This window comes from Streptomyces sp. NPDC043427 (assembly GCF_056436655.1).
Window position 1 is genome coordinate 162,202 of record NZ_JBWKCC010000013.1, and the last position, 24,575, is coordinate 186,776.

Below are 24,575 nucleotides of genomic sequence, written 5' to 3' on the forward strand. Positions count from 1 at the left end.
GTCAGGGGTTCATTCCCGGCCAGGTGACGGCAGATGACGGGACAGGCGATGCGCGAGTCCGTACAGGCAGAGGTCATGATGAGCTTTCTCGTCTCCGAGGAGCTCTCTTTCCGTATCCCGGTGGAACTGCGATACGAGGCCTGCGATCCCTATGCCGTACGGCTTACCTTTCACCTGCCCGGTGATGCCCCGGTGACCTGGGCCTTCGGGCGCGAGCTGCTGATCGACGGGGTGGGGCGGCCGTGCGGCGAAGGTGATGTGCGGGTCTCGCCCGTGGAACAGGACTCGCTGGGCGAGGTCCTGATCCGGCTTCAGGTCGGCTGTGACCATGCGCTGTTCCGCTCGTCCACGGCGCCGCTCGTGGCGTTCCTGGACCGCACCGACAAGTTGGTGCCGCTGGGCCAGGAGGGGGCGCTCGGCGACTTCGACGCCCACCTCGACGAGGCCCTGGACCGCATCCTGGCGGAGGAGCAGAGCGCAGGCTGAAGGCTTGCGGCAGCGGCGGAGGCGGAACGCTTCAGCTAGGGGCGGGGGATGTGCAGGAACGCTTCTTCTTTCGCGAGTGGCGCGTGGCGGCTTCTTTCGGGGGACGCCCGTTGCGGTGCTTTCGGAGGAGGCGTGTTGGAGCGCCGGGTGCGCCCGGCGCCCGCCCGCCTCAGCGCTTGCGCCGCCGTCCGCGCGTGCCGGGTACCGGAATCGGCCCCGTGTCCGCGGTGGGCGGTACCGCCGACGCCGGTGCCGCCTCGCCCTGGCGGTCGGCCGAGACGACCAGGGCCGCCAGGGCCGTGGTGACCGGCACTGACGCGACCAATCCGATCGAGCCCACCAGCGTGCGCACGATCTCCTCAGCGACCAGCTCGCTGTTGGCGACCGTACCGACGCTGCTCTGCGCGATGGAGAAGAGCAGCAACAGGGGCAGCGCGGCGCCCGCGTAGGCGAGGACGAGCGTGTTGACGACCGATGCGATGTGGTCGCGGCCAATGCGTATACCAGCGCGGTACAGCCCTCGCCAGCCCATGGTCGGGTTGGCTTCGTGCAGCTCCCAGACCGCCGAGGTCTGGGTGACCGTCACGTCGTCCAGGACACCGAGCGAGCCGATGATCACGCCGGCCAGCAGCAGACCACTCATGTCGATCTCGGGGTACAGACCGTGGATCAGACCGGTGTTGTCGTCGGTGTTCCCGGTGAGCGCGGCCCAGTCGATGAACACCGAACCGAGGATGCCGATAAGCAGCAGCGAGATCAGAGTGCCCAGGACCGCCACGGACGTTCGGGCCGACAGTCCGTGGCACAGGTAGAGGGCGACCAGCATGATGGCGCTCGACCCCACCACGGCGACGACCAGCGGGTTCGAACCTTGCAGGATCGCGGGCAGGATGAAGAAGTTCAGCACCATGAAGCTGATGGCCAGCGCGACCAGCGCCATGACACCGCGCAGCCGTCCCACGACGACGACGGCGAGGGCGAAGATACCGGCGAGCACCGTCATCGGGAGGCGGCGGTTGACGTCGGTGACCGAGTACTGCAGGTCCTTCGGTGCCGAGGGCTCGTAGGCGACCACTACCTCCTGGCCCTCGTGCAACTGCCGTGACTGGTCCGGCTGGACGATCTCCGTGAACGTACGGCCCTTGTCATCGCCGGTGTCGACGCGGATCGTGGCCTTCTTGCAGGTGCCGTTCGCCTCCTGCTGCGCGGAGGACCCCTCGGCGGTCGACGTGTCGCCGGTCGGCGTGTCCCCCGAGGCGTTCACCGACTTGCAGCTCACGCTCTCGACCTTGGTGACCGTGGCCTGCTGGGTCTGCCGGTCGAAACCGACGCCGGTGCGCTCGTGCGAGGGGGCGCCGCCGGGCCACAGTACGGCCAGCCCGACCACGACCGCCGCAGCGAACGGGATCAGGATCGCCGCGATGACCTTGCGCAGATGCTTGGAGACAGGTGCGGCGGGACCGTGGTTGTGACTGTGTGAGTGGCCATGACCGTTGCTGCCGCCCCCGTGCCCGCCCCCGTGCCCGCCCCCGTGCCCGGCCCCGTGCCCGCCCCCGTGCCCGCCACCGGAGTCGTGGCCGTCCCCACCACCGGTACCCTGCCCGCGGCGGCCGCCTTCGAAGCCGGGACCATGCTCATGCGCGTCACCGCCACCAGAACCAAACTCTTGGCCGCCGCCGGGACCGAACCCCTGCCCGCCTCGAGGGTCATGCCGCCGACCGCCGTCTCTCGGACCATGCTCGTGGCCCCCGGCGAAGTCGTAGTCCTGACCGATGCCGGGGCCGGACCCCCGGGCGTGCCCGTCACCGAACGCGGCTCGCTGATCGTGCCCGCCGCCGTAACCAGGCGCGTCCCCACGGTCGTTGCCGTTTCCGCCGCCAGGTCGGCGGGGCGGCTCGTGGGGCGGAAACGGGTACTGCTGTCCTGTGGTCACCGCCCGATCATCGCAAGAACGAACGAGGCCCACTGTTCACCGCGCCACAAAGGACGCTAGCGTGGAGGCACCTTTGCACACGCGGGAGCTCGGAGCACCGGGCTGAGAGGGCGCTGACCTCCGTCTTTGCGATGTTTCACGTGGAACAGCGTGATGTTTCCCATGAAACGCCGACCGACGGAAGCCGCTGCGTCGACCGCCGAACCTGTTACCGGGTAATGCCGGCGTAGGGAGTAGGTCTCATGACCAACAAGGACGCGCGCACGCCTGCCTCCACGCAGACCTCCACCAGCGAGGAGGCCGGGAAGTCCATCGGCTGGCACAAGGCGTACGTCGAGGGCTCACGCCCCGACCTGCGGGTGCCGGTCCGTCAGGTGCACCTCACCAACGGGCAGACGGTCACGCTCTACGACACCTCAGGCCCGTACACCGATCCGCTGGCCGACACCGACGTCCGCAGGGGGCTTTCTCCGCTGCGGGAGAACTGGATCACCGCCCGCGGCGACACCGAGGAGTACGCGGGCCGTCCCATCCGTCCCGAGGACGACGGGATCAAGCACACCTCGCCCCGTGGCGGACTCCGCAACCTCGACGCGGTCTTCCCGGGACGGCCCCGCCAGCCGCGCCGCAGCCGTGACGGCAAGGCGGTCACCCAACTCGCGTACGCGCGCCGGGGCGAGGTCACGCCCGAGATGGAGTACGTGGCCATCAGGGAGAACGTTTCGCCCGAGGTGGTGCGCGAGGAGATCGCGGCGGGTCGCGCGGTGCTGCCGGCCAATGTGAACCACCCGGAGATCGAGCCGATGATCATCGGCAAGCGGTTCCTGGTGAAGGTCAACGCGAACATCGGTAACTCCGCGGTGACCTCCTCCATCGAGGAGGAGGTCGAGAAGATGACCTGGGCGACCCGCTGGGGCGCCGACACGGTTATGGACCTGTCCACCGGCCGCAACATCCACACCACCCGCGAGTGGGTACTGCGCAACTCCCCCGTCCCGATCGGCACGGTCCCGCTCTACCAGGCCCTCGAGAAGGTCGACGGCAAGGCCGAGGAGCTCACCTGGGAGATCTACAAGGACACGGTCATCGAACAGGCCGAGCAGGGCGTGGACTACATGACAGTCCACGCGGGTGTCCGTCTGCCGTACGTCCCGCTCACCGCCAACCGCAAGACGGGCATCGTCTCGCGCGGCGGCTCGATCATGGCGGCCTGGTGCCTGGCGCACCACAAGGAGTCGTTCCTGTACGAGCACTTCGAGGAACTCTGCGAGATCCTCGCCGCCTACGACGTCACCTACTCGCTGGGCGACGGTCTGCGGCCGGGGTCGATCGCGGACGCCAACGACGAGGCGCAGTTCGCGGAGTTGCGCACGCTCGGGGAACTCAACACGATCGCCAAGCGTTTCCACGTACAGACCATGATCGAAGGCCCGGGCCACGTCCCGATGCACAAGATCAAGGAGAACATCGACCTTCAGCAGGAGATCTGCGATGAAGCTCCGTTCTATACGCTCGGCCCGCTGACGACGGACGTCGCGCCCGCGTACGACCACATCACCTCCGGCATAGGTGCCGCGATGATCGCCTGGTGGGGCACGGCCATGCTCTGCTATGTCACGCCCAAGGAGCACTTGGGCCTTCCCAACCGTGACGACGTCAAGACCGGCGTCATCACCTACAAGATCGCCGCTCACGCGGCCGACCTCGCCAAGGGGCACCCCGGTGCGCAGGAGTGGGACGACGCGCTGTCCGACGCCCGCTTCGAGTTCCGGTGGGAGGACCAGTTCAACCTGGCCCTCGACCCGGACACGGCACGGGAGTTCCACGACGAGACACTGCCGGCCGAGCCCGCCAAGACGGCTCACTTCTGCTCGATGTGCGGGCCGAAGTTCTGCTCGATGAAGATCTCCCAGGACATCCGCCGCGAACACGGCGGTACCCGAACGGAGGTCGAGGAGGGCATGGCCCAGAAGTCGAAGGAGTTCGCGGCCGCGGGCAACCGCGTGTACCTGCCGATGGCCGACTGACCCGCGTCCACCGACCCGGCGTGACCCCGGTGTGGCTTGCGCCCCCCTGGGCGGGGGCGCAAGCCGGGGTTACTCCGGCTGGTGCTCCGGGCCCCCGAAGTCCGGGCTGGTGTAGTCCGGGCTGGAGAAACTCGGGCGCGGGCCGCGGTCTCCGTCGTCGGCGGGGCTGGTGAAGCCGGGGCGGCCGTATCCGAGGTGCGGGATGCGGCCGGTCGGGGCCGGCGGGGCCGTGGGGTGCAGTGCGGCCGTGGTGTCGGGAGCGGCGGCGAGGGCGTCTCGCAGGAACGGCAGGATGCCGCGCTCCAGGAGGGCGTCGTGCCAGGCTTCCCTGGCCCGCGTCACCTCCTCTTCCAGTTCGCCGTACGGACCGGCCGTCGGCGAGGGGCGGTTGCGCAGCGCGGTGAGCAGCAGCCCGACGGTGGCGACGAGGATCGCGGCCGCGGTCATGGCGCCGAACACCCATCCGGCGGTCAGCAGGGTCTGGGCGAACGCCGGCTCGGGGTCGAGCATCTTCAGGATGTAGCCCACCAGCAGGAAGATCGCCGCAGCGGTTCCGGCGAGGACGGGGGCCAGGACCGCGACGATGGCGACGGCGCCCGCGCCGGCGGTCTCGGCGACCTCACCCATGGTGGCGGCGAGCCCCGGCGTGCTCGCGTCCGGCTCCGAGGAGCCGGAGTCGCGGGCCGACGACGGGGTGGACGGCGCCGGATGGCGCAGTTCCTCGCGGACCTTCACATAGTGCTGGTACTCGGTCGCCGCGGCCGCCGTGATGAACGCGGTGGCGTTGAGCGCCATGGTGCGCAGCTGTTCGGGATTGAGCCGCTGTCCCACAGCGGCCAGTTCCGGGCGGTGTGGGGCGGAGCGCAGCGCCTCATCGAGGATCCGCTCGTACTCTTGGCGGTCCTCGCTGTGCAGGTGCTGCGGAACGCTGTTCATGTGCATCCCCCGATGCTCCGTAGGGCTTGGGGCTCGCATGCCAACGAGCCGTCGGGCAGAAACGGAGGGGAGCCTGCTACGGATAAGGCGATGGTAGAGCGGTGACGGCACACGTTGACAGGGGGTTTGCCGAAATTGGCCCCTGGCCTGCGCCGTCGCCCGTCGTGCCAACGTCGGGGGACGCCTGCCCGGTGAATGTTCAGTTATCCAGGGGAAGTTGCTGGACCAGCAGCTTTCCGGCCATGGTCACCCCGCCGTCCATCGCGATGGCCAGCCCGTCGGCGTAGACGTGCGGTCCCTCGACCACCGGACCGGCCGGGTCCTCGCCCTCCTCGGCGCCGACCTCGCCGAGCAGGTACGGGATGGGGCTGTGGCCGTGAACGATGCGGGTGCCGCCGTACATGTCGAGCAGGGAGCGTACGGCGTCGGCACCGCCCTCGTCGCGGAAGGAGAACCGCTTGGTGAACTTGCGGAACAGGTCCCACACCTCGTCCGCGTCGTTGCGGGTGAGCGTCTCGCGGATGGTGTCGTTGACCGCCTCGATCGAGTCGCCGTAGTCGAGGTAGGCGGTCGTGTCGGAGTGCACGAGCAGATGGCCGTCGACCTCCTCGACGGCGTCGAGACGGGCCATCCACTGCAGGTGGTGGTCCTGGAGACGGTCCATGTCGGACTTCTGGCCGCCGTTGAGCAGCCAGGCCGCTTGGAAGGTGGCGGTGCCCGCGCCGGAGTTGACGGGGGTGTCGCCGAACCGCTTGGCGCCGAGCAGCAGCAGCTCGTGGTTGCCCATGAGGGCCTTGCAGTAGCCGCCTGCCGCGGCGGCCTCGGCGGACAGCCGCATCACCAGGTCGATGACGCCGATGCCGTCGGGGCCGCGGTCGGTGAAGTCGCCGAGGAACCACAGCCGGGCGGTGCCCGCGCTCCACTGCCCTGCGGCGTCGACCAGGCCCTTCTCCTGGAGGGCGGCCATGAGTTCGTCGAGGTAGCCGTGCACGTCACCGACGACGTAGAGCGGGCCCTGGCCGGTGGCGGCGGCCTGCGGGGCCGCGGCCGCCGCCGGGTCAACCGTCACCTGGAGCGTGTCACCCCGGTTGATGACCGGCAGATCGCGCTGTGTCGGGGTGTAACCCTCCGGGTGCTCCAACGGCTCCTCGACCGGGCGCACGGCGTCCCCCGGTTGCGCGCTGTGGTCGTACGGACCGGTCTCGTGGACGTAAGCGGGCACCCGGAAGTCGCGCAACGTCGCCGTGCGCTCCACCTCGGGTCCCTGACCGGCCCCCTGAGTCATCAGACCCCTCCACCATCGCGCCGCATCTGCACCGCATCGGACTGCCTGGTCGCAGCGGCCCGCGGTGTCGTGGGCCCATCATAGGAATGCGGATCGCGCCGTGTGATGACCCAGGGGTGGTGAATCGGAGCGGGGCTCCCGTTCATCGCGGCTTTCGCCCCGATTGGGGTGGGCTTCGTCCACCCCCGGGCACAGCATGCCCACGTTGTGGCCCACACCCTCGCGCTACTCCTCCTCGGGTGCCCGGGGTGGGCTGACCGTCGTCCGCGGCGGACGACGCTGGGAAGAGGTACGCACGATCAGCTCGGTCGGTATCACCTGCTCGACGGGTTGGTCCGACTCGGCCCCCTCGATGGCGTCGATGAGGAGCTGGACCACCGCCGTGCCGATGCGGCGCGGCTTGAGGGAGAGCGTGGTGATGGGCGGCTCGGTGTTGGCGTACACGGTGGACTCGCTGCAGCAGATCAGCAGCAGGTCGTCCGGGACGCGCAGCCCGTAGCGGCGGGCGGCGGCGAGCAGGTCGGTGCCGTTGGGGTCGAACAGTCCGTAGACGGCGTCGGGGCGGTCGGGCCGGGCGAGCAGTCGGTCGGCGGCGACGGCGCCCGCGCACGGATCGTGCGCCGGGTAGGCCTCGTACACCGGATCCTGGCCCACGCGCTCGCACCAGCGCAGGTAGGCGGTCGTCGACAGGTGGGTGTACGTGTCCGTACTCGTCCCCGTGAGCAGACCGATGCGGCGGGCGCCGGCGGCGGCCAGGTGGTCGAGGATGCCCAGGACGGCGGCCTCGTGGTCGTTGTCGACCCACGCTGTGACCGGGAGCGCGCCGGCCGGGCGGCCGTCGGAGACGACCGGTAAGCCCTGGCGGACCAGTTCGCTGACGACCGGATCCTGGTCGGAGGGGTCGATGACGACCGTGCCGTCCAGGGCGACGTTCGACCACACGTCGTGGCGGGAGGTCGCCGGCAGGATGACCAGCGCGTAGCCCCGGGCGAGCGCGGCCGAGGTCGCGGCGCGGGCCATCTCGGCGAAGTACGCGAACTCGGTGAAGGTGAAAGGTTCATCCCCGTACGTCGTCACCGTCAGGCCGATGAGGCCCGACTTGCCGGTTCGGAGGGTTCTGGCCGCGGCCGACGGGCGATAGCCCAGCCGGTCGGCGACCTCGCGGACATGGCGTCGGGTGGCGTCCGGGAGCCGGCCCTTGCCGTTGAGGGCGTCGGAGACGGTCGTGATGGAGACTCCGGCGGCGGCGGCCACGTCCCTGATGCCCGCCCGGCCCGGCCGGCTGCCTCGGCGTGAGGTTTCCGCGCGGCTCACCTGGTGCTTCCCTGCTGCTGTCATGGCGAGCCGATAGTAGGGCTCATGCGGTGGGGTAGGGCGGACGCATATGCACGCGTTGACAGGCACGTTTCTGCATGGCTGTTAACCATCAACTGCCTTGGAAATGAAGGCAGTTGAACGTTTCAAGCGCAATACGTGACGTGGTGGCACGCATGAGCCTGCCAACTCTCCGATGTTTCGAAGAGGTCTCAACTCACCTTGACGAGGGATGCGCGCCACGGAGTGAGCCACCGGCGCGTAGATATATGTATGACGCGCCCCCTGATTGGTACGCCTTCGTACGGTGATGCCCCGGATGCCGAGGGAGCGATGGCGATTGTCGTTCACCAGTACGCAGCGGTGCCCAATCCTCATAGGGTGAGCAGTATTGGAAGCCGGTGGTCATGAGGAGGACTGCGGTGAGCGAGACGAGCCCCAAGTTGCGCGCCGAGCTGGACGGGATCCCCACCTACAAGCCGGGCAAGCCCGCCGCGGCCGGCGGCCAGGTCGCGTACAAGCTGTCCTCCAACGAGAACCCCTATCCGCCGTTGCCCGGCGTGATGGAGACCGTGACGGCGGCGGCCTCCAACTTCAACCGCTACCCCGACATGGCGTGCACGGGCCTGATGAACGAGCTGTCCGAACGCTTCGCCGTCCCGCTCTCCCACCTGTCCACCGGCACCGGCTCGGTCGGTGTGGCCCAGCAACTGATCCAGGCCACCTCCGGCCCCGGTGACGAGGTGATCTACGCCTGGCGGTCCTTCGAGGCGTACCCGATCATCACGCAGATCAGCGGCGCGACGTCGGTACGCGTGCCGCTGACACCGGGTGACGTGCACGACCTGGATGCGATGGCCGCCGCGATCACCGACCGGACCCGGCTGATCTTCGTCTGCAACCCCAACAACCCCACGGGCACGGTCGTGAAGCGGGCCGAGCTGGAGCGGTTCCTGGATCGGGTGCCCGGAGATGTTCTGGTCGTCCTCGACGAGGCGTACCGGGAGTTCATCCGCGACCCTGAGGTGCCCGACGGCGTCGAGCTGTACCGGGAGCGGCCCAACGTCTGCGTCCTGCGGACGTTCTCCAAGGCGTACGGCCTGGCCGGGCTGCGGGTGGGCTTCGCGATCGCCCATGAGCCGGTCGCGGCGGCGCTGCGCAAGACGGCGGTGCCGTTCGGTGTGAGTCAACTCGCACAGGACGCGGCGATCGCCTCGCTGCGCGCGGAGGACGAGCTGCTCGGGCGGGTCGGCTCCCTGGTGTGCGAGCGCACACGCGTGGTCGAGACGCTGCGCGCCCAGGGCTGGGCGGTCCCCGAGACCCAGGCCAACTTCGTGTGGCTGCGGCTGGGGGAGCGCACCGCCGATTTTGCGGCGGCGTGCGAGCAGGCGGGTGTCGTGATCAGGCCGTTCCCTGGTGAGGGTGTGCGGGTGACGGTCGGGGAGACCGAGGGGAACGACATCTTCCTGAAGGCGGCGGAAGGGTTCCGTAAGGATCTGTAGCGCCTTTGAAGGCTGCCTCACTTACCGAGCTGTCGGGCTCTGCTCAGCGAACCGGTCCCGGGTCCCCTGTTTCACGTGAAACAGGGGACCCCCCTTGTGGGTGCCGAAGACCGATGCTGCATAATGGCTTGTGAATGTGAACGCATTCACAAGCGTGTGAAGTAAGGAGCGGCGACGTGGACCTGGCTTTGGCGCCGGAGACCCTGGCGCGCTGGCAGTTCGGCATCACGACCGTCTACCACTTCCTGTTCGTCCCCCTGACGATCTCCCTGGCAGCGCTGACCGCGGGACTCCAGACCGCCTGGGTGCGGACACAGAAGGAGAAGTACCTCAGGGCGACGAAGTTCTGGGGCAAGCTCTTCCTGATCAACATCGCGATGGGTGTCGTCACCGGCATCGTGCAGGAGTTCCAGTTCGGTATGAACTGGTCGGACTACTCCCGCTTCGTAGGTGACATCTTCGGTGCCCCGCTCGCCTTCGAGGCTCTCATCGCCTTCTTCTTCGAGTCCACCTTCATCGGGCTGTGGATCTTCGGCTGGGACAAGCTCCCCCAGAGGATCCACCTGGCCTGCATATGGATGGTCTCCCTCGGCACGATCCTGTCGGCCTACTTCATCCTCGCGGCCAACTCGTGGATGCAGCACCCGGTCGGCTACCGGATCAACAAGGAGAAGGGCAGGGCCGAGCTCACCGACTTCTGGGCCGTCCTCACCCAGAACACCGCGCTCAGCCAGGCGTTCCACACCCTCTCCGCGGCCTTCCTGACGGGTGGCGCCTTCATGGTCGGCATCGCGGCCTTCCACCTCTCCCGCAAGAAGCACGTGCGGGAGATGAAGACCTCGCTGCGGCTCGGGCTGGTCACCGTGGTCATCGGCGGCATGCTCACCGCGATCAGCGGAGACGCCCTCGGCAAGGTCATGTTCGAGCAGCAGCCGATGAAGATGGCCGCGGCCGAGGCCCTGTGGGACGGCGAGGCGCCGGCGCCCTTCTCGGTCTTCGCCGTCGGCGACGTCGACAAGGGGCACAACAAGGTCGCCATCGAGATACCGGGCCTGCTGTCCTTCCTGGCCAAGGACGACTTCAGCTCGTACGTCCCCGGCATCAACGACGTCAACAAGGCAGAGCAGGAGAAGTTCGGGCCCGGCGACTACCGGCCCAACATCCCGGTCGCCTACTGGGGCTTCCGCTGGATGATCGGCTTCGGCATGACGTCCTTCGCGATCGGCCTGGCCGGGCTGTGGCTGACCCGCAAGAAGTTCCTGCTGCCGCAGCACCTGAGGGTGGGCGACGACGAGGTGCCGCACCTGGCGCTGCTGCCCGGGAAGGCCCTCAGCCCGACGCTCACCAAGTGGTACTGGCGCATCGCGATCCTCACCCTGGGCTTCCCGCTGATCGCCAACTCCTGGGGTTGGATCTTCACCGAGATGGGCCGCCAGCCGTGGGTCGTCTACGGCGTGTTCCAGACCCGTGACGCGGTCTCCCCCGGTGTCTCCCAGGGTGAGGTCCTCACCTCGATGATCGTCTTCACCGCGCTGTACGCCATCCTCGCCGTCGTCGAGGTCAAGCTGCTGGTGAAGTACGTCAAGGGCGGGCCGCCCGAGCTCACCGAGGCCGACCTCAACCCGCCCACGAAGATCGGCGGCGACTCCCGTGACGCCGACAAGCCGATGGCCTTCTCCTACTAGGCCGAGGGAGCTGCACAGTCATGGAACTGCACGACGTCTGGTTCGTCCTCATCGCCGTCCTGTGGATCGGCTACTTCTTCCTGGAGGGGTTCGACTTCGGGGTCGGCGTCCTCACCAAGCTGCTGGCCCGTGACCGGCCCGAGAAGCGGGTGCTGATCAACACCATCGGCCCCGTGTGGGACGGCAACGAGGTGTGGCTGCTGACGGCCGGCGGGGCGACCTTCGCCGCGTTCCCCGAGTGGTACGCCACGCTCTTCTCCGGCTTCTACCTGCCCCTGCTGCTGATCCTGGTCTGCCTGATCGTGCGGGGTGTCGCCTTCGAGTACCGGGTGAAGCGGCCCGAGGAGAACTGGCAGCGCAACTGGGAGACCGCGATCTTCTGGACCTCGCTGATCCCCGCATTCATGTGGGGCGTTGCCTTCGGCAACATCGTGCGGGGCGTGAAGATCGACCAGAACTTCGAGTACGTCGGCAACGTCGGGGACCTCCTCAACCCGTACGCGCTCCTCGGCGGACTGGTGACGCTCACGCTGTTCACCTTCCACGGAGCGGTGTTCACCGCGCTCAAGACCGTCGGTGACATCCGGGAGCGTGCTCGGAAGCTGGCCCTCAAGGTCGGCTTGGTCACCGCCGCGCTCGCGCTGGTCTTCCTGCTGTGGACGCAGGTCGAGAGCGGTGACGGCAAGAGCCTGGTCGCGCTGGTCGTGGCGGTTGCGGCCCTGGTCGCGGCGCTCGTGGCGAACCAGGCGGGGCGTGAGGGCTGGTCGTTCGCCCTGTCCGGCGTCACCATCGTGGCCGCCGTGGCGATGCTGTTCCTGACCCTCTTCCCGAACGTCATGCCGTCCTCGCTCAACGCGGACTGGAACCTCACGGTCACCAACGCCTCGTCGAGCCCGTACACCCTGAAGATCATGACCTGGTGTGCGGCGATCGCCACACCGATCGTGATGCTGTACCAGGGCTGGACCTACTGGGTGTTCCGCAAGCGGATCGGCACCCAGCACCTCGCCGAAGCCACTCACTGAGGTGTGTTTCACGTGAAACCAATCGATCCACGTCTCCTCCGGTACGCCCGGGCCACCCGTCGCTTCCTGGTGGCGGTCGTCGGCCTGGGCGCCCTGGGCGCGGGGCTGGTCGTCGCACAGGCGATGCTCATCGCCGAGACGGTGGTCGGCGCGTTCCAGCACGGTATGTCGGTCGCCGAACTCCGCACTCCCCTGCTGCTGTTGGTGGCCGTGGCGGTCGGTCGTGCGCTGGTCTCCTGGCTCACCGAACTCGCCGCCCATCGCGCCAGCGCAGCGGTGAAATCGGAGCTGCGAGGGCGGCTGCTGGAGCGGGCCGCCGCACTCGGCCCGGGGTGGCTGAGCGGCCAGCGGACCGGATCCCTGGTGGCTCTCGCCACTCGGGGAGTCGACGCCCTCGACGACTACTTCTCGCGGTATCTGCCCCAGTTGGGGCTCGCAGTGGTCGTGCCGGTGGCGGTGCTGGCGCGGATCGTGACCGAGGACTGGGTCTCCGCCGCGATCATTGTCGGCACGCTGCCGCTGATCCCGGTCTTCATGATGCTGATCGGCTGGGCCACTCAGTCCCGGATGGACCGTCAGTGGCGGCTGCTCTCCCGGCTCTCCGGGCACTTCCTGGACGTGGTCGCGGGACTGCCGACCCTGAAGGTCTTCGGGCGGGCCAAGGCGCAGGCCGACTCGATCCGGCGCATCACCGGCGAGTACCGGCAGGCGACCCTGCGGACGCTGCGGATCGCCTTCCTCTCCTCCTTCGCACTGGAGCTGCTCTCCACGCTCTCGGTGGCCCTGGTCGCCGTGACGATCGGTATGCGGCTCGTCCACGGAGAGATGGACCTGTACATCGGGCTGGTCATCCTCGTGCTCGCCCCCGAGGCGTATCTGCCGCTGCGCCAGGTCGGCGCGCAGTACCACGCGGCGGCGGAGGGGCTCGCGGCGGCCGAGGAGATCTTCGCCGTGCTGGAGACTCCCCTGCCGGACTCGGGCACGAGCGCTGTACCGGAGGGCGGGCTGGCCTTCGAGGGCGTGACGGTCCGGTATCCGGGGCGGTCCGTGGACGCCGTGTCGGACGTGTCCTTCGACGTCGGCCCCGGGGAGACGGTGGCGCTCGTCGGGCCGAGCGGGGTGGGCAAGTCCACGCTGCTGAACGTGCTGCTGGGCTTCGTGCGGCCGACTGAGGGGCGGGTGCGGGCTGGGGGAGTCGATCTCGCCGAGGCCGACCTGGAGCAGTGGCGGTCGCGGATCGCGTGGGTACCGCAGCGGCCGCACCTGTACGCCGGGACGATCGCCGAGAACGTACGGCTGACACGTCCCGACGCGGACGATGCCGCCGTCCGCAGGGCGCTGGCGGACGCCGGTGCGCTGGAGTTCGTGGAGGCCCTGCCCGGCGGCGCGGAAACCGTGCTCGGGGAGGACGGGGCCGGGCTGTCCGCCGGGCAGCGGCAGCGGCTCGCGCTGGCGCGCGCGTTCCTCGCGGACCGGCCTGTGCTGCTGCTGGACGAGCCGACGGCCGCGCTGGACGGGGAGACCGAGGCCGAGGTCGTGGCCGCGGTGCGGCGGCTGGCGGCGGGGCGGACGGTGCTGCTGGTGGTGCACCGGCCGGCGCTGCTGGGCGTGGCGGACCGGGTGGTGCGGCTTGCGGAGGCCGAGACGGGCGCCCGTGTCGATGCCGGGGGTGGGGACGCCAGGCACGCTGATGTCGAGGGCGGGAATTCCGAGGTGCCTACGGTCGAGGCCGGTCCCGTGGGGCGCGAGTCGGTGGCCGTCGCGTCCGCCGTCGCGGCGGCCGACACGGCCGACACGGGGATTCCGGCGACCACAGGCGGCGTCTCTACGGCCGCTGAGGACAGCCACACCCGGGAGCGCGCCACCGCGGGAAGCATCCTCGCCCGGGTTCGTGCCATGTCCGGGGCCCGGCGTGGGCGGCTCGCTCTCGCGCTGCTGCTGGCGAGCCTGGCGCTGGGCAGTGCCGTCGGGCTCATGGCCACGTCCGGGTGGCTCATCTCGCGGGCCTCGCAGCAGCCGCCCGTGCTCTATCTGATGGTGGCCGTGACGGCGACGCGGGCGTTCGGCATCGGCAGGGCCGTCTTCCGGTACGCGGAGCGGCTGGTGTCGCACGACGCCGTTCTGCGGATGCTGGCCGATACCCGGGTCGCCGTGTACCGGCGGCTGGAGCGGCTGGCGCCCGCGGGACTGAGCAGAGCCCGGCGCGGCGACCTGCTCTCGCGGCTCGTCGCCGATGTGGACGCGCTGCAGGACTACTGGCTGCGCTGGCTGCTGCCCGCCGGGGCCGCTGTTGTGGTCTCCGCCGGGTCCGTGGCCTTCACGGCGTGGCTGCTGCCCGAGGCGGGCGCCGTACTCGCGGCGGGGCTCCTGGCGGCCGGTGTCGGCGTCCCGCTGGTCACCGGCGCTGTTGCGCGGCGCGCCGAACACCGGCTCGCCCCCGCCCGCGGGGTGCTCGCGACCCGCGCCGCCGATCTGCTCACCGGCACCGCGGAGCTGACCGTCGCCGGTGCCCTGCCCGGTCGTACGGAGCAGGTGCGTCAGGCGGATGCCGCGCTCACCCGGATCGCCTCGCGGGGCGCCACGGCCACCGCGCTCGGCGACGGACTGACCGCGCTCGTCTCCGGCCTGACTGTCGCGGCCGCGGCGCTCGTGGGCGCGCAGGCGGTGGCCGGCGGGCGGCTGGGCGGAGTGGCGATGGCTGTCGTCGTCCTTACGCCGCTGGCAGCGTTCGAGGCCGTCCTCGGGCTGCCGCTCGCCGTGCAGCACCGGCAGCGGGTGCGCAGGAGCGCGGAGCGCGTCTACGAGGTCCTTGACTCCCCCGAGCCCGTGCGTGAACCTGAGCGGCCCCGGCAGGCGCCCACCTCGCCGTTCCCGCTCGTCGTCAAGGACCTGGCCGCCCGGCACTCCGGGCAGGGCCGGGACGCCCTCGCCGGGCTCGACCTGACCCTCGAGGCCGGGCGGCGGACCGCTGTGGTCGGGCCGTCCGGGTCCGGCAAGACGACGCTCGCACAGGTGCTGCTGCGGTTCCTGGACGCGGAGGCCGGTGCGTACACGCTGGGCGGCGTCGACGCGTACGCGCTGGACGGGGACGACGTACGGCGGCTCGTGGGGCTGTGTGCGCAGGACGCGCACCTCTTCGACAGTTCGGTGCGTGAGAACCTGCTTCTGGCGAAGAAGGACGCCACCGAGGACGATCTGCGCGGCGCGCTCGCGCGGGCCCGGCTGCTGGAGTGGGCCGACAGCCTGCCCGACGGGCTCGACACGCTGATCGGCGAGCACGGGGCGCGGTTGTCGGGCGGGCAGCGCCAACGCCTGGCGCTGGCCAGGGCGTTGCTCGCCGACTTCCCCGTCCTCGTGCTGGACGAGCCCGCCGAGCACCTGGACCTGCCGACCGCCGACGCACTCACCACCGATCTGCTGGCCGCGACCGAGGGCCGTACGACCCTGCTCATCACCCATCGGCTGGCCGGTCTGGAGGCCGTGGACGAGGTGATCGTGCTGGACGGGGGACGGGTCGTGCAGCGCGGCTCCCACGCCGAACTGGCCGCCGAGGACGGGCCGCTGCGGCGGATGCTCGAACGGGAGGCGGAGTCGGAGCTGTTGGTGGGGGCGCGGTAGCGACGGTGAGCTGTGCGTCTGAGTGAGCCGTGGTACTGAGCCATCCGGGCGGGTGATTCCCCCAGGCGTACGACTTGAACGGGCGGGAGTCGGCGGAGCTGGGTCACGATCGCTGACATGCATTCATTTCGCCGCCATCCGCGGCTGGTTGCGGTACTGGTGTGTGCGGTGGCGGTGCTCGCGGCGCGGCCCACGACCTCCGACGACGACTTGGGGGACGGCCCCGACGCCGGCTTCAGCGTTCAGGTGGCGCGGCTGTACGCGGACGCGGCCGTGGCGACGCAGGCGTACGAGGAGGGGCGGCGCGCGGCGGACGTGCAGGCGGCGGAGGTCAGGCGGCTGGAGCAACTCCTCGACCGGGAGCGTCGGGAAATCGCCGTGCACCACGAGGAACTGGGACGCATCGCACGCGCTCAGTACCGTGACAGCGGTGGGCTCCCCCTCGCCGCGCAGATCGTCCTCGCGGGGAGCCCGGACGAGCTGATGCGCGGTCAGCAGGTGTTCTCGCGGCAGAACGTGGCCGTCGCCAACGCGATCGGCAAGAGCCGTCGCGCCGAGGCCCGGCTCACCGCCGACGAGGCGAGGGCCGCGACGGCGTTGCAGGCGCTGGAGCGGCGCAGGACCGAACTCGACGGCATCAAGAAGGGCATCGAGGAGAGGCTCGAAGAGGCGCGGTGGCAGTTGCAGGGGCAGGCGGACGCCTCGGTCGCCGCCGGATCGTGTCGCGGTGCCGTCCGTCTCGACCAGCCGCAGACGCAGTTCACGAGCGCGTGGGTGGCGCCGGTCGAGGGGTATGAACTCTCGGCCGGCTTCGGCAGCGGCGGTGCGCGCTGGGCGCATCGGCACACCGGGCAGGACTTCGCGGTCCCCATCGGGACTCCGGTGCGGGCGGTCGGGGCGGGGCGTGTGGTGAGGGTGTCGTGCGGGGGCGCGTTCGGCATCGAGATCGTGCTCGAACACGACGGCGGCTACTACACGCAGTACGCGCATCTCGCGGCCGTCACCGTTGACCAGGGCGACCGCGTGGCCACCGGGCAGTGGATCGGGCAGTCAGGCACGACCGGCAACTCGACCGGCCCGCACCTGCACTTCGAGGTGCGGGTCACACCGCAACTGGGGTCCTCGCTGGATCCGGTGCCGTGGCTGGCGGAACGCGGAGTGTCCCTGGGCTAGGGCGGGTTGCGAACGTCCCGCCTGCCCTTCGTGCGGACGACGGGACGTTCGCAACCCGCCTTGGAATCCCGCGTCATCGGCACCACCTCCGGTCTTTGCTACAGCCGCTCCGCCAGCATCCGCTCGATCACGACCGCCACGCCGTCCTCGTTGTTGGCGACCGTCCGCCCCGAGGCGGCGGCGATCACGTCGGGGTGGGCGTTGCCCATGGCGTACCCCTGCCCTGCCCAGGTGAGCATCTCGACGTCGTTGGGCATGTCACCGAAGGCGACGACCTCCTCGTGGGAGATGCCGCGCTCGGCACAGCACAGGGCCAGCGTGCTGGCCTTGGAGACGCCGGGACCGCTGATCTCCAACAGGGCGCTGGGGCTGGACCGGGTGACGGTCGCGCGCTCGCCGATGGCGAGGCGGGCCAGGGTGAGGAACGCGTCGGGGTCGAGGGTGGGGTGGTAGGCGAGGATCTTGAGCACGGGCTCGGCCGAGCCGGGACCGTCGGGGGCCAGCAGATCCTCGGCGGGCGCCAGCTCGTCGGGTATCTCCATGTGCAGCTTGGGATAGTCCGGCTCCTGGTAGAAGCCGTACGTCTGCTCCACCGCGTACACCGTGCCCGGCGCGGCCTCCCGCAATAGCCGTACGGCGTCCAGCGCGTTCTCCCTCGCGAGCTCCCGCACCTTCACGAACCGGTGGGTGCCGGGGCCGCCGTGCAGGTCGACCACGGCGGCGCCGTTGCCGCAGATCGCCAGACCGTGACCGTGGACGTGGTCGCTGACGACATCCATCCAGCGGGCCGGGCGGCCGGTGACGAAGAACACCGCGATGCCCGCCTCCTCGGCGGCGGCGAGCGCGGCGACGGTGCGGGGGGAGACCGACTTGTCGTCGCGCAGCAGGGTGCCGTCGAGATCGGTGGCGATCAGCCGCGGCGGAACGGGGGCGGCGGTCGGGGTCTCGGGCTGTCGAGTCGCTGAGGTCACCCGGCCATTCTCGCTCAGATCATCCGCACGGCCGTGCGAGAGCCCTCACGGATGAGACCCGGAGGACTGGTTGTCGAGGTCAGCGCAGCTGCGCCGGGGCCTCCATGGCGATCCGCTCGAAGACCTTCTGGTCCGCGGCGAAGTCCGAGTCGGGGATGGGCCAGTGGATCACGAGCTCCGTGAATCCCAGCTCCTGGTGGCGGCCGGCGAAGTCGACGAAGGCGTCCAGGGACTCGAGGGGGCGGGCCCGGTCCGGGGTGAAACCGGTGAGGAGGACCTTGTCGAGGCCGTTCACGTCCCGTCCGATCGCGGCGCAGGCGTCGGCCAGCTTCTCCGCCTGCCCGCGAATGGCCTGAACCGACTGTTCCGGGGTGCCGTTCGCGTACAGCTTGGGGTCGCCGGTGGTCACCCATGCCTGCCCGTACCGTGCGGCGAGCCGCAGCCCGCGCGGCCCGGTCGCGGCGATCGCGAAGGGCAGCCGGGGCCGCTGGACGCAGCCGGGGATGTTGCGTGCCTCGTGCGCCGAGTAATAGTCGCCCTCGTACGACACCGAGTCCTCGGTCAGCAGCCGGTCGAGCAGGGGGACGAACTCTCCGAACCGGTCGGCGCGCTCACGGGGGCTCCACGGCTCCTGGCCGAGCGCGGTGGCGTCGAAGCCGGTGCCGCCCGCGCCGATGCCCAGGGTGACCCGGCCGCCCGAGATGTCGTCCAGGGAGATCAGCTCCTTGGCGAGGGTCACCGGGTGTCGGAAATTCGGCGAGGTCACCAGCGTGCCCAGACGCAGCCGCTCGGTGACGCACGCGGCGGCGGTCAGCGTCGGGACAGCCCCGAACCAGGGGCCGTCGCGGAAGGTGCGCCAGGACAGGTGGTCGTAGGTGTACGCGGTGTGGAAGCCGAGCTGCTCGGCACGCGTCCATGCCGAACGGCCGTCCTCGTTCCAACGGCGGTACGGAAGGATCACGGTGCTCAGACGCAGACTCATACTCCGAGCGTATGCGGCCGATCGTGCTTCGCGTGAACCGGTGGAGCTTTCCGTGAAACAGGTCATGTTTCACGTGAAACAAGGTCCACACGGTTGATCATGCCGGAACTGAGGTCAGTGCGGCCCGGGAAACCGCAGGTACAGCGGTGGTACGGCCTGGGTGAGCCACACCCCGTTCGCGCTGACGTGGAAGACATGGCCGTCGCGATGCATGGCCGCCGCGTCCACCGAGAGGACGACCGGGCGGCCGCGGCGGGCGCCGACGCGGGTCGCGGTCTCACGGTCGGCGGAGAGGTGGACGTCGTGCCGGTTCATGGGCCGCAGGCCCTCGGCGCGGATGCCGTCCAGGTTGCGGGCGACAGTGCCGTGATAGAGGTACGGCGGTGGGGTCGCCGGGGGCAGTCCGAGGTCGACCTCGATGCTGTGGCCCTGGCTGGCGCGGATCCGTGTGCCCTCGACCGCGAAGCGCTTCTTGTCGTTGGCGGCGACCACATGGTCCAGCTCGTCCCGGGTGAAGGGGAACCCGTGGGCCGCGGCCGCCGAGATGAGCGTGCCGATCTCGACCCATCCGGCGTCGTCGGGGGCCAGGCCGATGCGCTCGGGTTGGTGCCGCAGGTGTTTGGAGAGGTACTTCGACACCTTCACGGTACGTCTTTCGTCCATCCCCTCAGCATGACGCGAGAGACGCGGATCACGCATTTTGTTTTGCCGCCGAGGTTTGATCCACAAGTAACTGCGGTTATCCACAGGCGGATTGGCTGTTCTGTGGACAACTGACGTGCGGCCCAGGGGGTTTCGTCAATTTTGCTTGACCGTCGGGGAGTTGGTCGTAGAGCGGCTCACCAGGGCGGCTCGGCCCGCGCCAGCGTCCGCAGCACCCCCGGCACCCACCGGGCCATGAACCGCGCTCCCCGTGCCTCCGGAGTCACCGGCACCACCGCCTCGTTGCGGACGACCGCGCGCAGGATCGCGTCGGCCACCTTCTCCGGCGGATAGTTGCGCAGGCCGTAGAGACGGGCCGCGCGCTTCTGTCGGCGGCGCTCCTCCTCCGCGTCGACGCCGGTGAAACGTGCCGTCGAGGTGATGTTGGTGTTGACGATGCCGGGGCAGATCGCGGTCACGCCGATGCCCTGTCCCGCCAGCTCCGCGCGCAGGCATTCGCTCAGCATCAGTACCGCCGCCTTGGAGGTGCTGTAGGCGGGCAGGACCCTGGACGGCTGGAACGCGGCCGCCGACGCCGTGTTGACGATGTGGCCGCCCTGGCCGCGCTCGACCATCTGCCGCCCGAAGAGACGGCAGCCGTGGATGACACCCCACAGGTTGACGTCAAGCACCCGACGCCAGTCGTCGGACGTCGTGTCGAGGAAGGAGCCTGACAACCCGATACCGGCGTTGTTCACCAGCACGTCCAGCACGCCGTACTCGGCGGCGACCCGCGCGGCGAGCTTCTCCATGGCCTGCTCGTCGGAGACGTCCACCGCCTCCGCCCATGCCTCCGGGGCGCCCATCAGGCGGGACGTCTCGGCGGTGCGGGCGGCGCCCTCCGCGTCCCGATCGACCGCGATCACGCGCGCGCCCGCCTCGGCGAACGCCAGCGCCGTGGCCCGCCCGATACCGCTGGCAGCCCCGGTGACCAGCACGAGCTGCCCGCCGAAGCGCTCGGCGTACCGGCCGTCCGTGGCCACCCGCTCCGGTCTGCCGTCCTCGACCGACGTGACGAACTCCGTGATCCAGGCCGCCAGCCGGTCCGGGCGCGTGCGCGGGATCCAGTGCCCCGCGGGGAGAGTGCGCCGGGTGAGCTGCGGAACCCATTGCTCCAGTTCGTCGTACAGCCGCTCCGACAGGAACGCGTCCCCGAGGGGCGTGATGAGCTGCACGGGCGCGTGCGCGTGGGCGTCCGTGCGGGGCCTGCGCAGCCGGGACCGCACGTTGTCCCGGTACAGCCATGCGCCGTGCGCCGCGTCCGAGGGCAGGGAGGACGTCGGGTAGGCGCCCGCGGGCATGTTCTCCAGGCGCTCAAGGATCCGCGGCCAGCGCTTGCCGAGCGGACCGCGCCAGGCGGCCTCGGGGAACGCGGGCGTGTGCAGCAGGTACACGTACCAGGACTTCGCGCCCTGCCCGAGGAGCTGCGCGATCCGGCGCGGGGTGGGCCGCCTGACGCGCTGGGCGATCCAGTGGCCGAAGTGGTCGAGAGACGGACCGGACATCGACGTGAAGGACGCGATCCGGCCCTTGGTGCGCTCGACGGTCACGAACTCCCAGGCCTGCACCGAGCCCCAGTCGTGCCCCACCAGATGCACCGGCCGGTCCGGGCTGACGGCGTCCGCGACGGCCAGGAAATCGTCCGTCAGCTTCTCCAGGGTGAACCCGCCGCGCAGCGGCCGCGGTGCCGTGGAGCGGCCATGACCCCGGACGTCGTACAGGACGACGTGGAAGCGGTCGGCCAGCCGTGCCGCGACCTCGGACCACACCTCCTTGCTGTCCGGATAGCCGTGCACCAGGACGACCGTCGGCCGCGAGGGGTCCCCCAGCTCCGCCACGCACAGCTCGACGCCACCGGTCCGCACCCAGCGCTCCCGCGCACCCTCCAGCACCGTCACTTCTCCTCCGCCCAGCGCCGTCTCGCTCCGACGAGCCGTTCCCGTCCCGAACGCGCTACGTGCCCGTAATGTGACCCCGCCGAATCTGGCAGTTGTTAGAGACAGCGTCAATAGCGCGGGCCCAGGTGGAGAAGGGTGGAGAGGCGGCGTAGCTCTCAGGCAGGGGATCCCCTACGGGCCCGTACGACTCCAGGCTGACCTGAAGACGGCTCTCGGGGCTGACGACTTGAGTGGCCCGCGTCACTACCTTCTATGACGTGACTGTGATCGCGACCGAAAGCCTGAGCAAGCGGTTCCCCCGGGTGACCGCGCTTGACCGGCTCTCCGTCGACGTCGGGCCCGGGGTGACCGGACTCGTCGGAGCCAACGGAGCCGGCAAGTCAACACTGATCAAGATCCTGTTGGGTCTGTCCCCTGCCTCCGAGGGCCGCGCCGAAGTGCTCGGGCTCGACGTCGCGACGAAGGGCGCCGACATCCGTGAGCGGGTCGGCTACATGCCGGAACACGACTGTCTGCCGCCCGACGTCTCGGCCACCGAGTTCGTCGTGCACATGGCCCGCATGTCGGGCCTACCGCCCACTGCGGCGCGTGAGCGCACCGCGGACACCCTGCGCCACGTCGGCCTGTACGAGGAGCGCTACCGCCCCATCGGCGGCTACTCGACCGGCATGAAGCAGCGCGTGAAGCTCGCCCAAGCGCTGGTGCACGACCCGCACCTGGTCTTCCTCGACGAGCCGACCAACGGTCTCGACCCGGTCGGCCGCGACGAGATGCTCGGCCTGATCCGCCGCATCCACACGGACTTCGGCATCTCCGTCCTGGTCACCTCGCACCTGCTGGGCGAACTCGAGCGCACGTGTGACCACGTCGTCGTCATCGACGGCGGCAAGCTTCTGCGCTCCAGCTCCACCACCGACTTCACCCAGACCACGACCACCCTCGCGATCGAGGTCACCGACACCGACGAACACCCCGACGGCACCCGCGCGGTGCGCGACGCACTCCATGCGCGCGGGGTGGACATCCACGACGGCGCGGGCGGCCTACCGGGCGCCGGCCACATCCTGCTGCTCACCGCGCAGGGCGAGGAGACGTACGACCTGGTGCGTGACGTCGTCGCCGACCTCGGCCTCGGCCTGGTCCGCATGGAACAGCGCCGACACCACATCTCGGAAGTCTTCAAGGACGGCGACGCGCAGCGGAAGGAGGCCGTCGGCCATGGCAGTTGAGCACCCGGTCACCGCCCCCTCGGGCGACCAGACCCGCATCCACAACATCGGCTACCGCAGCTACGACGGCCCCCGCCTCGGCCGCGCCTACGCCCGCCGCTCCCTGTACTCGCAGTCCCTGCGCGGCGCCTACGGCCTCGGCCGCTCGGTCAAGTCCAAGGTGCTGCCGATGCTGCTGTTCGTGGTGATGTGCGTGCCGGCCGCCATCATGGTGGCCGTCGCCGTCGCCACGAAGGCCAAGGACCTCCCCCTCGACTACACGCGCTACGCCATCGTCATGCAGGCCGTCATCAGCCTGTACGTTGCCTCGCAGGCGCCCCAGTCCGTCTCGCGCGACCTGCGCTTCAAGACCGTGCCGCTGTACTTCTCCCGGCCGATCGAGACCGCCGACTACGTCCTGGCGAAGTTCGCGGCGCTGGCCTCGGCGCTGTTCGTCCTCACCGCCGCACCGCTGCTCGTGCTCTACGTGGGCGCGTTGCTGGCGAAGCTGGACTTCGCCGATCAGACCAAGGGATTCGCACAGGGGCTCGTCTCGGTGTCACTGCTCTCGCTGCTCTTCGCCGGCATCGGCCTGGTCATCGCCTCGGTGACCCCGCGCCGCGGCTTCGGCATCGCGGCCGTCATCGCCGTTCTGACCATCTCCTACGGCGCGGTCTCCACGCTCCAGGCCATCGCCGACGTGCAGAACAGCTCCGACGCCGTCCCCTGGATCGGTCTCTTCTCCCCCATCACGCTCATCGACGGGGTGCAGTCCGCCTTCCTGGGCGCGAGCTCGGCGTTCCCCGGCGGGATCGGCCCGTCGAACGGCGAGGGCGTCGTCTACCTCCTCGCCGTCCTGGGGCTCATCGCCGCCAGCTACGGCCTCCTGATGCGCCGCTACCGGAAGGTGGGACTGTGACCACGCTCTCCATCGACCATGTCTCCCGCTGGTTCGGCAACGTGGTCGCCGTCAACGACATCACCATGACCGTCGGCCCCGGCGTCACCGGCCTGCTCGGCCCCAACGGCGCCGGAAAGTCCACCCTCATCAACATGATGGGCGGCTTCCTGGCCCCCTCCACCGGCACCGTCACCCTCGACGGGCAGCCCGTCTGGCGCAACGAGGCGATCTACCAGCACATCGGCATCGTCCCCGAGCGCGAGGCGATGTACGACTTCCTCACCGGCCGGGAGTTCGTCGTCGCCAACGCCGAGCTGCACGGTCTGGGCGCCAAGGCGGCCCAGAAGGCGCTCGCCACCGTCGAGATGGAGTACGCGCAGGACCGGAAGATCGCCACGTACTCCAAGGGCATGCGTCAGCGCGTGAAGATGGCCTCCGCGCTGGTCCACGAGCCGTCCCTGCTCCTGCTCGACGAGCCCTTCAACGGCATGGACCCGCGCCAGCGCATGCAGCTGATGGACCTGCTGCGGCGCATGGGCGACGAGGGTCGCACCGTGCTGTTCTCGTCCCACATCCTCGAAGAGGTCGAGCAACTCGCCTGGCACATCGAGGTCGTCGTCGCGGGCAGGCACGCGGCCAGCGGTGACTTCCGCAGGATCCGGCGTCTGATGACCGACCGCCCGCACCGCTACCTGGTGCGTTCCAGTGACGACCGCGCCCTCGCGGCCGCGCTGATCGCCGACCCGTCCACGTCCGGCATCGAGGTCGACCTGGCGGAGGGCGCGCTGCGCATCCAGGCCGTCGACTTCGGTCGCTTCACCACCCTGCTGCCACGCGTGGCCAGGGACAACGGCATCAGGCTGCTCACGGTCTCGCCGTCCGACGAGTCCCTCGAGTCCGTCTTCTCGTACCTGGTCGCGGCGTAGGAG

Annotated in this window: 19 protein-coding genes; 11 read left to right on the forward strand and 8 right to left on the reverse strand. The window is 70.0% G+C overall.

Annotated features, from left to right (window positions below):
* Positions 1–48: 48 nt before the first annotated feature.
* On the forward strand, positions 49–486 hold the full coding sequence (locus AC067M_RS22075; protein WP_037674817.1) for an SsgA family sporulation/cell division regulator: 438 nt from the start codon (positions 49–51) through the stop codon (positions 484–486).
* A 169-nt stretch (positions 487–655) separates the two neighbouring features.
* Here AC067M_RS22075 and AC067M_RS22080 read toward each other — a convergent pair whose 3' ends face one another.
* The gene (locus AC067M_RS22080; RefSeq protein WP_478698708.1) at positions 656–1,873 is read right to left on the reverse strand and encodes a YibE/F family protein; all 1,218 of its coding nucleotides are present in this window, start codon (positions 1,871–1,873) and stop codon (positions 656–658) included.
* 99 nt (positions 1,874–1,972) lie between these two features.
* On the opposite strand from AC067M_RS22080, the gene AC067M_RS22085 reads away from it, so the two are divergent.
* Together AC067M_RS22085 and thiC are read left to right on the forward strand one after the other, a co-directional pair.
* A complete protein-coding gene (locus AC067M_RS22085; RefSeq protein ID WP_478698709.1) occupies positions 1,973–2,479 on the forward strand; it encodes a hypothetical protein in 507 nt (168 codons plus the stop codon).
* 182 nt (positions 2,480–2,661) lie between these two features.
* Positions 2,662–4,446: a phosphomethylpyrimidine synthase ThiC gene (gene thiC / locus AC067M_RS22090; RefSeq protein ID WP_478698710.1), complete on the forward strand. Its 1,785-nt coding sequence runs from the start codon at positions 2,662–2,664 to the stop codon at positions 4,444–4,446.
* 69 nt (positions 4,447–4,515) lie between these two features.
* On the opposite strand, the gene AC067M_RS22095 is transcribed toward thiC, so the two are convergent.
* The 3 genes from AC067M_RS22095 to AC067M_RS22105 form a co-directional block, all read right to left on the reverse strand.
* Complete coding sequence (locus AC067M_RS22095) at positions 4,516–5,388, reverse strand: hypothetical protein (protein WP_478698711.1); 873 nt, start codon at positions 5,386–5,388, stop codon at positions 4,516–4,518.
* Positions 5,389–5,581: 193 nt separating this feature from the next.
* A complete protein-coding gene (locus tag AC067M_RS22100) occupies positions 5,582–6,667 on the reverse strand; it encodes a metallophosphoesterase (RefSeq protein ID WP_478698712.1) in 1,086 nt (361 codons plus the stop codon).
* Between the two features lie 225 nt (positions 6,668–6,892).
* Positions 6,893–8,005, reverse strand: a complete 1,113-nt coding sequence (locus AC067M_RS22105) for a LacI family DNA-binding transcriptional regulator (protein ID WP_478698713.1) — start codon at positions 8,003–8,005, stop codon at positions 6,893–6,895.
* Positions 8,006–8,403: 398 nt separating this feature from the next.
* Between AC067M_RS22105 and hisC the strand changes: the two genes are divergently transcribed.
* From hisC to AC067M_RS22130, 5 genes are all read left to right on the forward strand, one after another.
* On the forward strand, positions 8,404–9,483 hold the full coding sequence (gene hisC / locus AC067M_RS22110; RefSeq protein ID WP_478698714.1) for a histidinol-phosphate transaminase: 1,080 nt from the start codon (positions 8,404–8,406) through the stop codon (positions 9,481–9,483).
* Positions 9,484–9,659: 176 nt separating this feature from the next.
* Complete coding sequence (locus tag AC067M_RS22115) at positions 9,660–11,168, forward strand: cytochrome ubiquinol oxidase subunit I (protein WP_478698715.1); 1,509 nt, start codon at positions 9,660–9,662, stop codon at positions 11,166–11,168.
* Positions 11,169–11,188: 20 nt separating this feature from the next.
* The gene (gene cydB, locus AC067M_RS22120) at positions 11,189–12,193 is read left to right on the forward strand and encodes a cytochrome d ubiquinol oxidase subunit II (RefSeq protein ID WP_478698716.1); all 1,005 of its coding nucleotides are present in this window, start codon (positions 11,189–11,191) and stop codon (positions 12,191–12,193) included.
* Positions 12,194–12,205: 12 nt separating this feature from the next.
* Entirely contained in the window at positions 12,206–15,811 is a 3,606-nt protein-coding gene (gene cydD, locus AC067M_RS22125) for a thiol reductant ABC exporter subunit CydD (protein ID WP_478698717.1), read from the forward strand.
* Between the two features lie 117 nt (positions 15,812–15,928).
* A complete protein-coding gene (locus tag AC067M_RS22130; RefSeq protein WP_478698718.1) occupies positions 15,929–16,984 on the forward strand; it encodes a M23 family metallopeptidase in 1,056 nt (351 codons plus the stop codon).
* 98 nt (positions 16,985–17,082) lie between these two features.
* Here AC067M_RS22130 and AC067M_RS22135 read toward each other — a convergent pair whose 3' ends face one another.
* The 4 genes from AC067M_RS22135 to AC067M_RS22150 all read right to left on the reverse strand — a co-directional run bounded on the left by AC067M_RS22135 (position 17,083) and on the right by AC067M_RS22150 (position 21,537).
* Positions 17,083–17,955 (reverse strand): HAD hydrolase family protein, encoded by an 873-nt coding sequence (locus AC067M_RS22135; protein ID WP_478698719.1) that lies wholly within the window; start codon positions 17,953–17,955, stop codon positions 17,083–17,085.
* A gap of 79 nt (positions 17,956–18,034) precedes the next feature.
* The gene (locus AC067M_RS22140; RefSeq protein ID WP_478698720.1) at positions 18,035–18,937 is read right to left on the reverse strand and encodes an LLM class flavin-dependent oxidoreductase; all 903 of its coding nucleotides are present in this window, start codon (positions 18,935–18,937) and stop codon (positions 18,035–18,037) included.
* 114 nt (positions 18,938–19,051) lie between these two features.
* Positions 19,052–19,600 (reverse strand): RNA 2'-phosphotransferase, encoded by a 549-nt coding sequence (locus AC067M_RS22145; protein WP_478698721.1) that lies wholly within the window; start codon positions 19,598–19,600, stop codon positions 19,052–19,054.
* A gap of 176 nt (positions 19,601–19,776) precedes the next feature.
* A complete protein-coding gene (locus AC067M_RS22150) occupies positions 19,777–21,537 on the reverse strand; it encodes an SDR family oxidoreductase (protein WP_478698722.1) in 1,761 nt (586 codons plus the stop codon).
* A gap of 263 nt (positions 21,538–21,800) precedes the next feature.
* Here AC067M_RS22150 and AC067M_RS22155 point away from each other — a divergent pair, with 263 nt between their 5' ends.
* From AC067M_RS22155 to AC067M_RS22165, 3 genes are read left to right on the forward strand one after another with little or no spacing between them, the layout of a single operon-like run.
* On the forward strand, positions 21,801–22,766 hold the full coding sequence (locus AC067M_RS22155) for an ABC transporter ATP-binding protein (protein WP_478698757.1): 966 nt from the start codon (positions 21,801–21,803) through the stop codon (positions 22,764–22,766).
* Entirely contained in the window at positions 22,756–23,664 is a 909-nt protein-coding gene (locus AC067M_RS22160) for an ABC transporter permease (protein WP_478698723.1), read from the forward strand. The genes AC067M_RS22155 and AC067M_RS22160 overlap by 11 nt, the downstream gene beginning before the upstream one ends.
* Positions 23,661–24,572 carry an ABC transporter ATP-binding protein gene (locus AC067M_RS22165; protein WP_478698724.1) on the forward strand — a complete coding sequence of 304 codons (912 nt, stop codon included), beginning with the start codon at positions 23,661–23,663 and terminating at the stop codon, positions 24,570–24,572. The genes AC067M_RS22160 and AC067M_RS22165 overlap by 4 nt, the downstream gene beginning before the upstream one ends.
* The last annotated feature ends 3 nt before the right edge of the window (positions 24,573–24,575 follow it).

What these genes read in the sequence shown, in the direction of transcription:
- AC067M_RS22140 (WP_478698720.1), bottom strand. Translation starts at nt 18,937, where the DNA reads ATGAGTCTGCGTCTGAGCACCGTGATCCTTCCGTACCGCCGTTGGAAC.
- AC067M_RS22145 (WP_478698721.1), bottom strand. Translation starts at nt 19,600, where the DNA reads ATGGACGAAAGACGTACCGTGAAGGTGTCGAAGTACCTCTCCAAACAC.
- AC067M_RS22160 (WP_478698723.1), top strand. Translation starts at nt 22,756, where the DNA reads ATGGCAGTTGAGCACCCGGTCACCGCCCCCTCGGGCGACCAGACCCGC.
- AC067M_RS22075 (WP_037674817.1), top strand. Translation starts at nt 49, where the DNA reads ATGCGCGAGTCCGTACAGGCAGAGGTCATGATGAGCTTTCTCGTCTCC.
- AC067M_RS22130 (WP_478698718.1), top strand. Translation starts at nt 15,929, where the DNA reads ATGCATTCATTTCGCCGCCATCCGCGGCTGGTTGCGGTACTGGTGTGT.
- AC067M_RS22095 (WP_478698711.1), bottom strand. Translation starts at nt 5,388, where the DNA reads ATGCACATGAACAGCGTTCCGCAGCACCTGCACAGCGAGGACCGCCAA.
- cydB (WP_478698716.1), top strand. Translation starts at nt 11,189, where the DNA reads ATGGAACTGCACGACGTCTGGTTCGTCCTCATCGCCGTCCTGTGGATC.
- AC067M_RS22085 (WP_478698709.1), top strand. Translation starts at nt 1,973, where the DNA reads ATGACCGTTGCTGCCGCCCCCGTGCCCGCCCCCGTGCCCGCCCCCGTG.
- AC067M_RS22100 (WP_478698712.1), bottom strand. Translation starts at nt 6,667, where the DNA reads ATGACTCAGGGGGCCGGTCAGGGACCCGAGGTGGAGCGCACGGCGACG.
- AC067M_RS22105 (WP_478698713.1), bottom strand. Translation starts at nt 8,005, where the DNA reads ATGACAGCAGCAGGGAAGCACCAGGTGAGCCGCGCGGAAACCTCACGC.
- thiC (WP_478698710.1), top strand. Translation starts at nt 2,662, where the DNA reads ATGACCAACAAGGACGCGCGCACGCCTGCCTCCACGCAGACCTCCACC.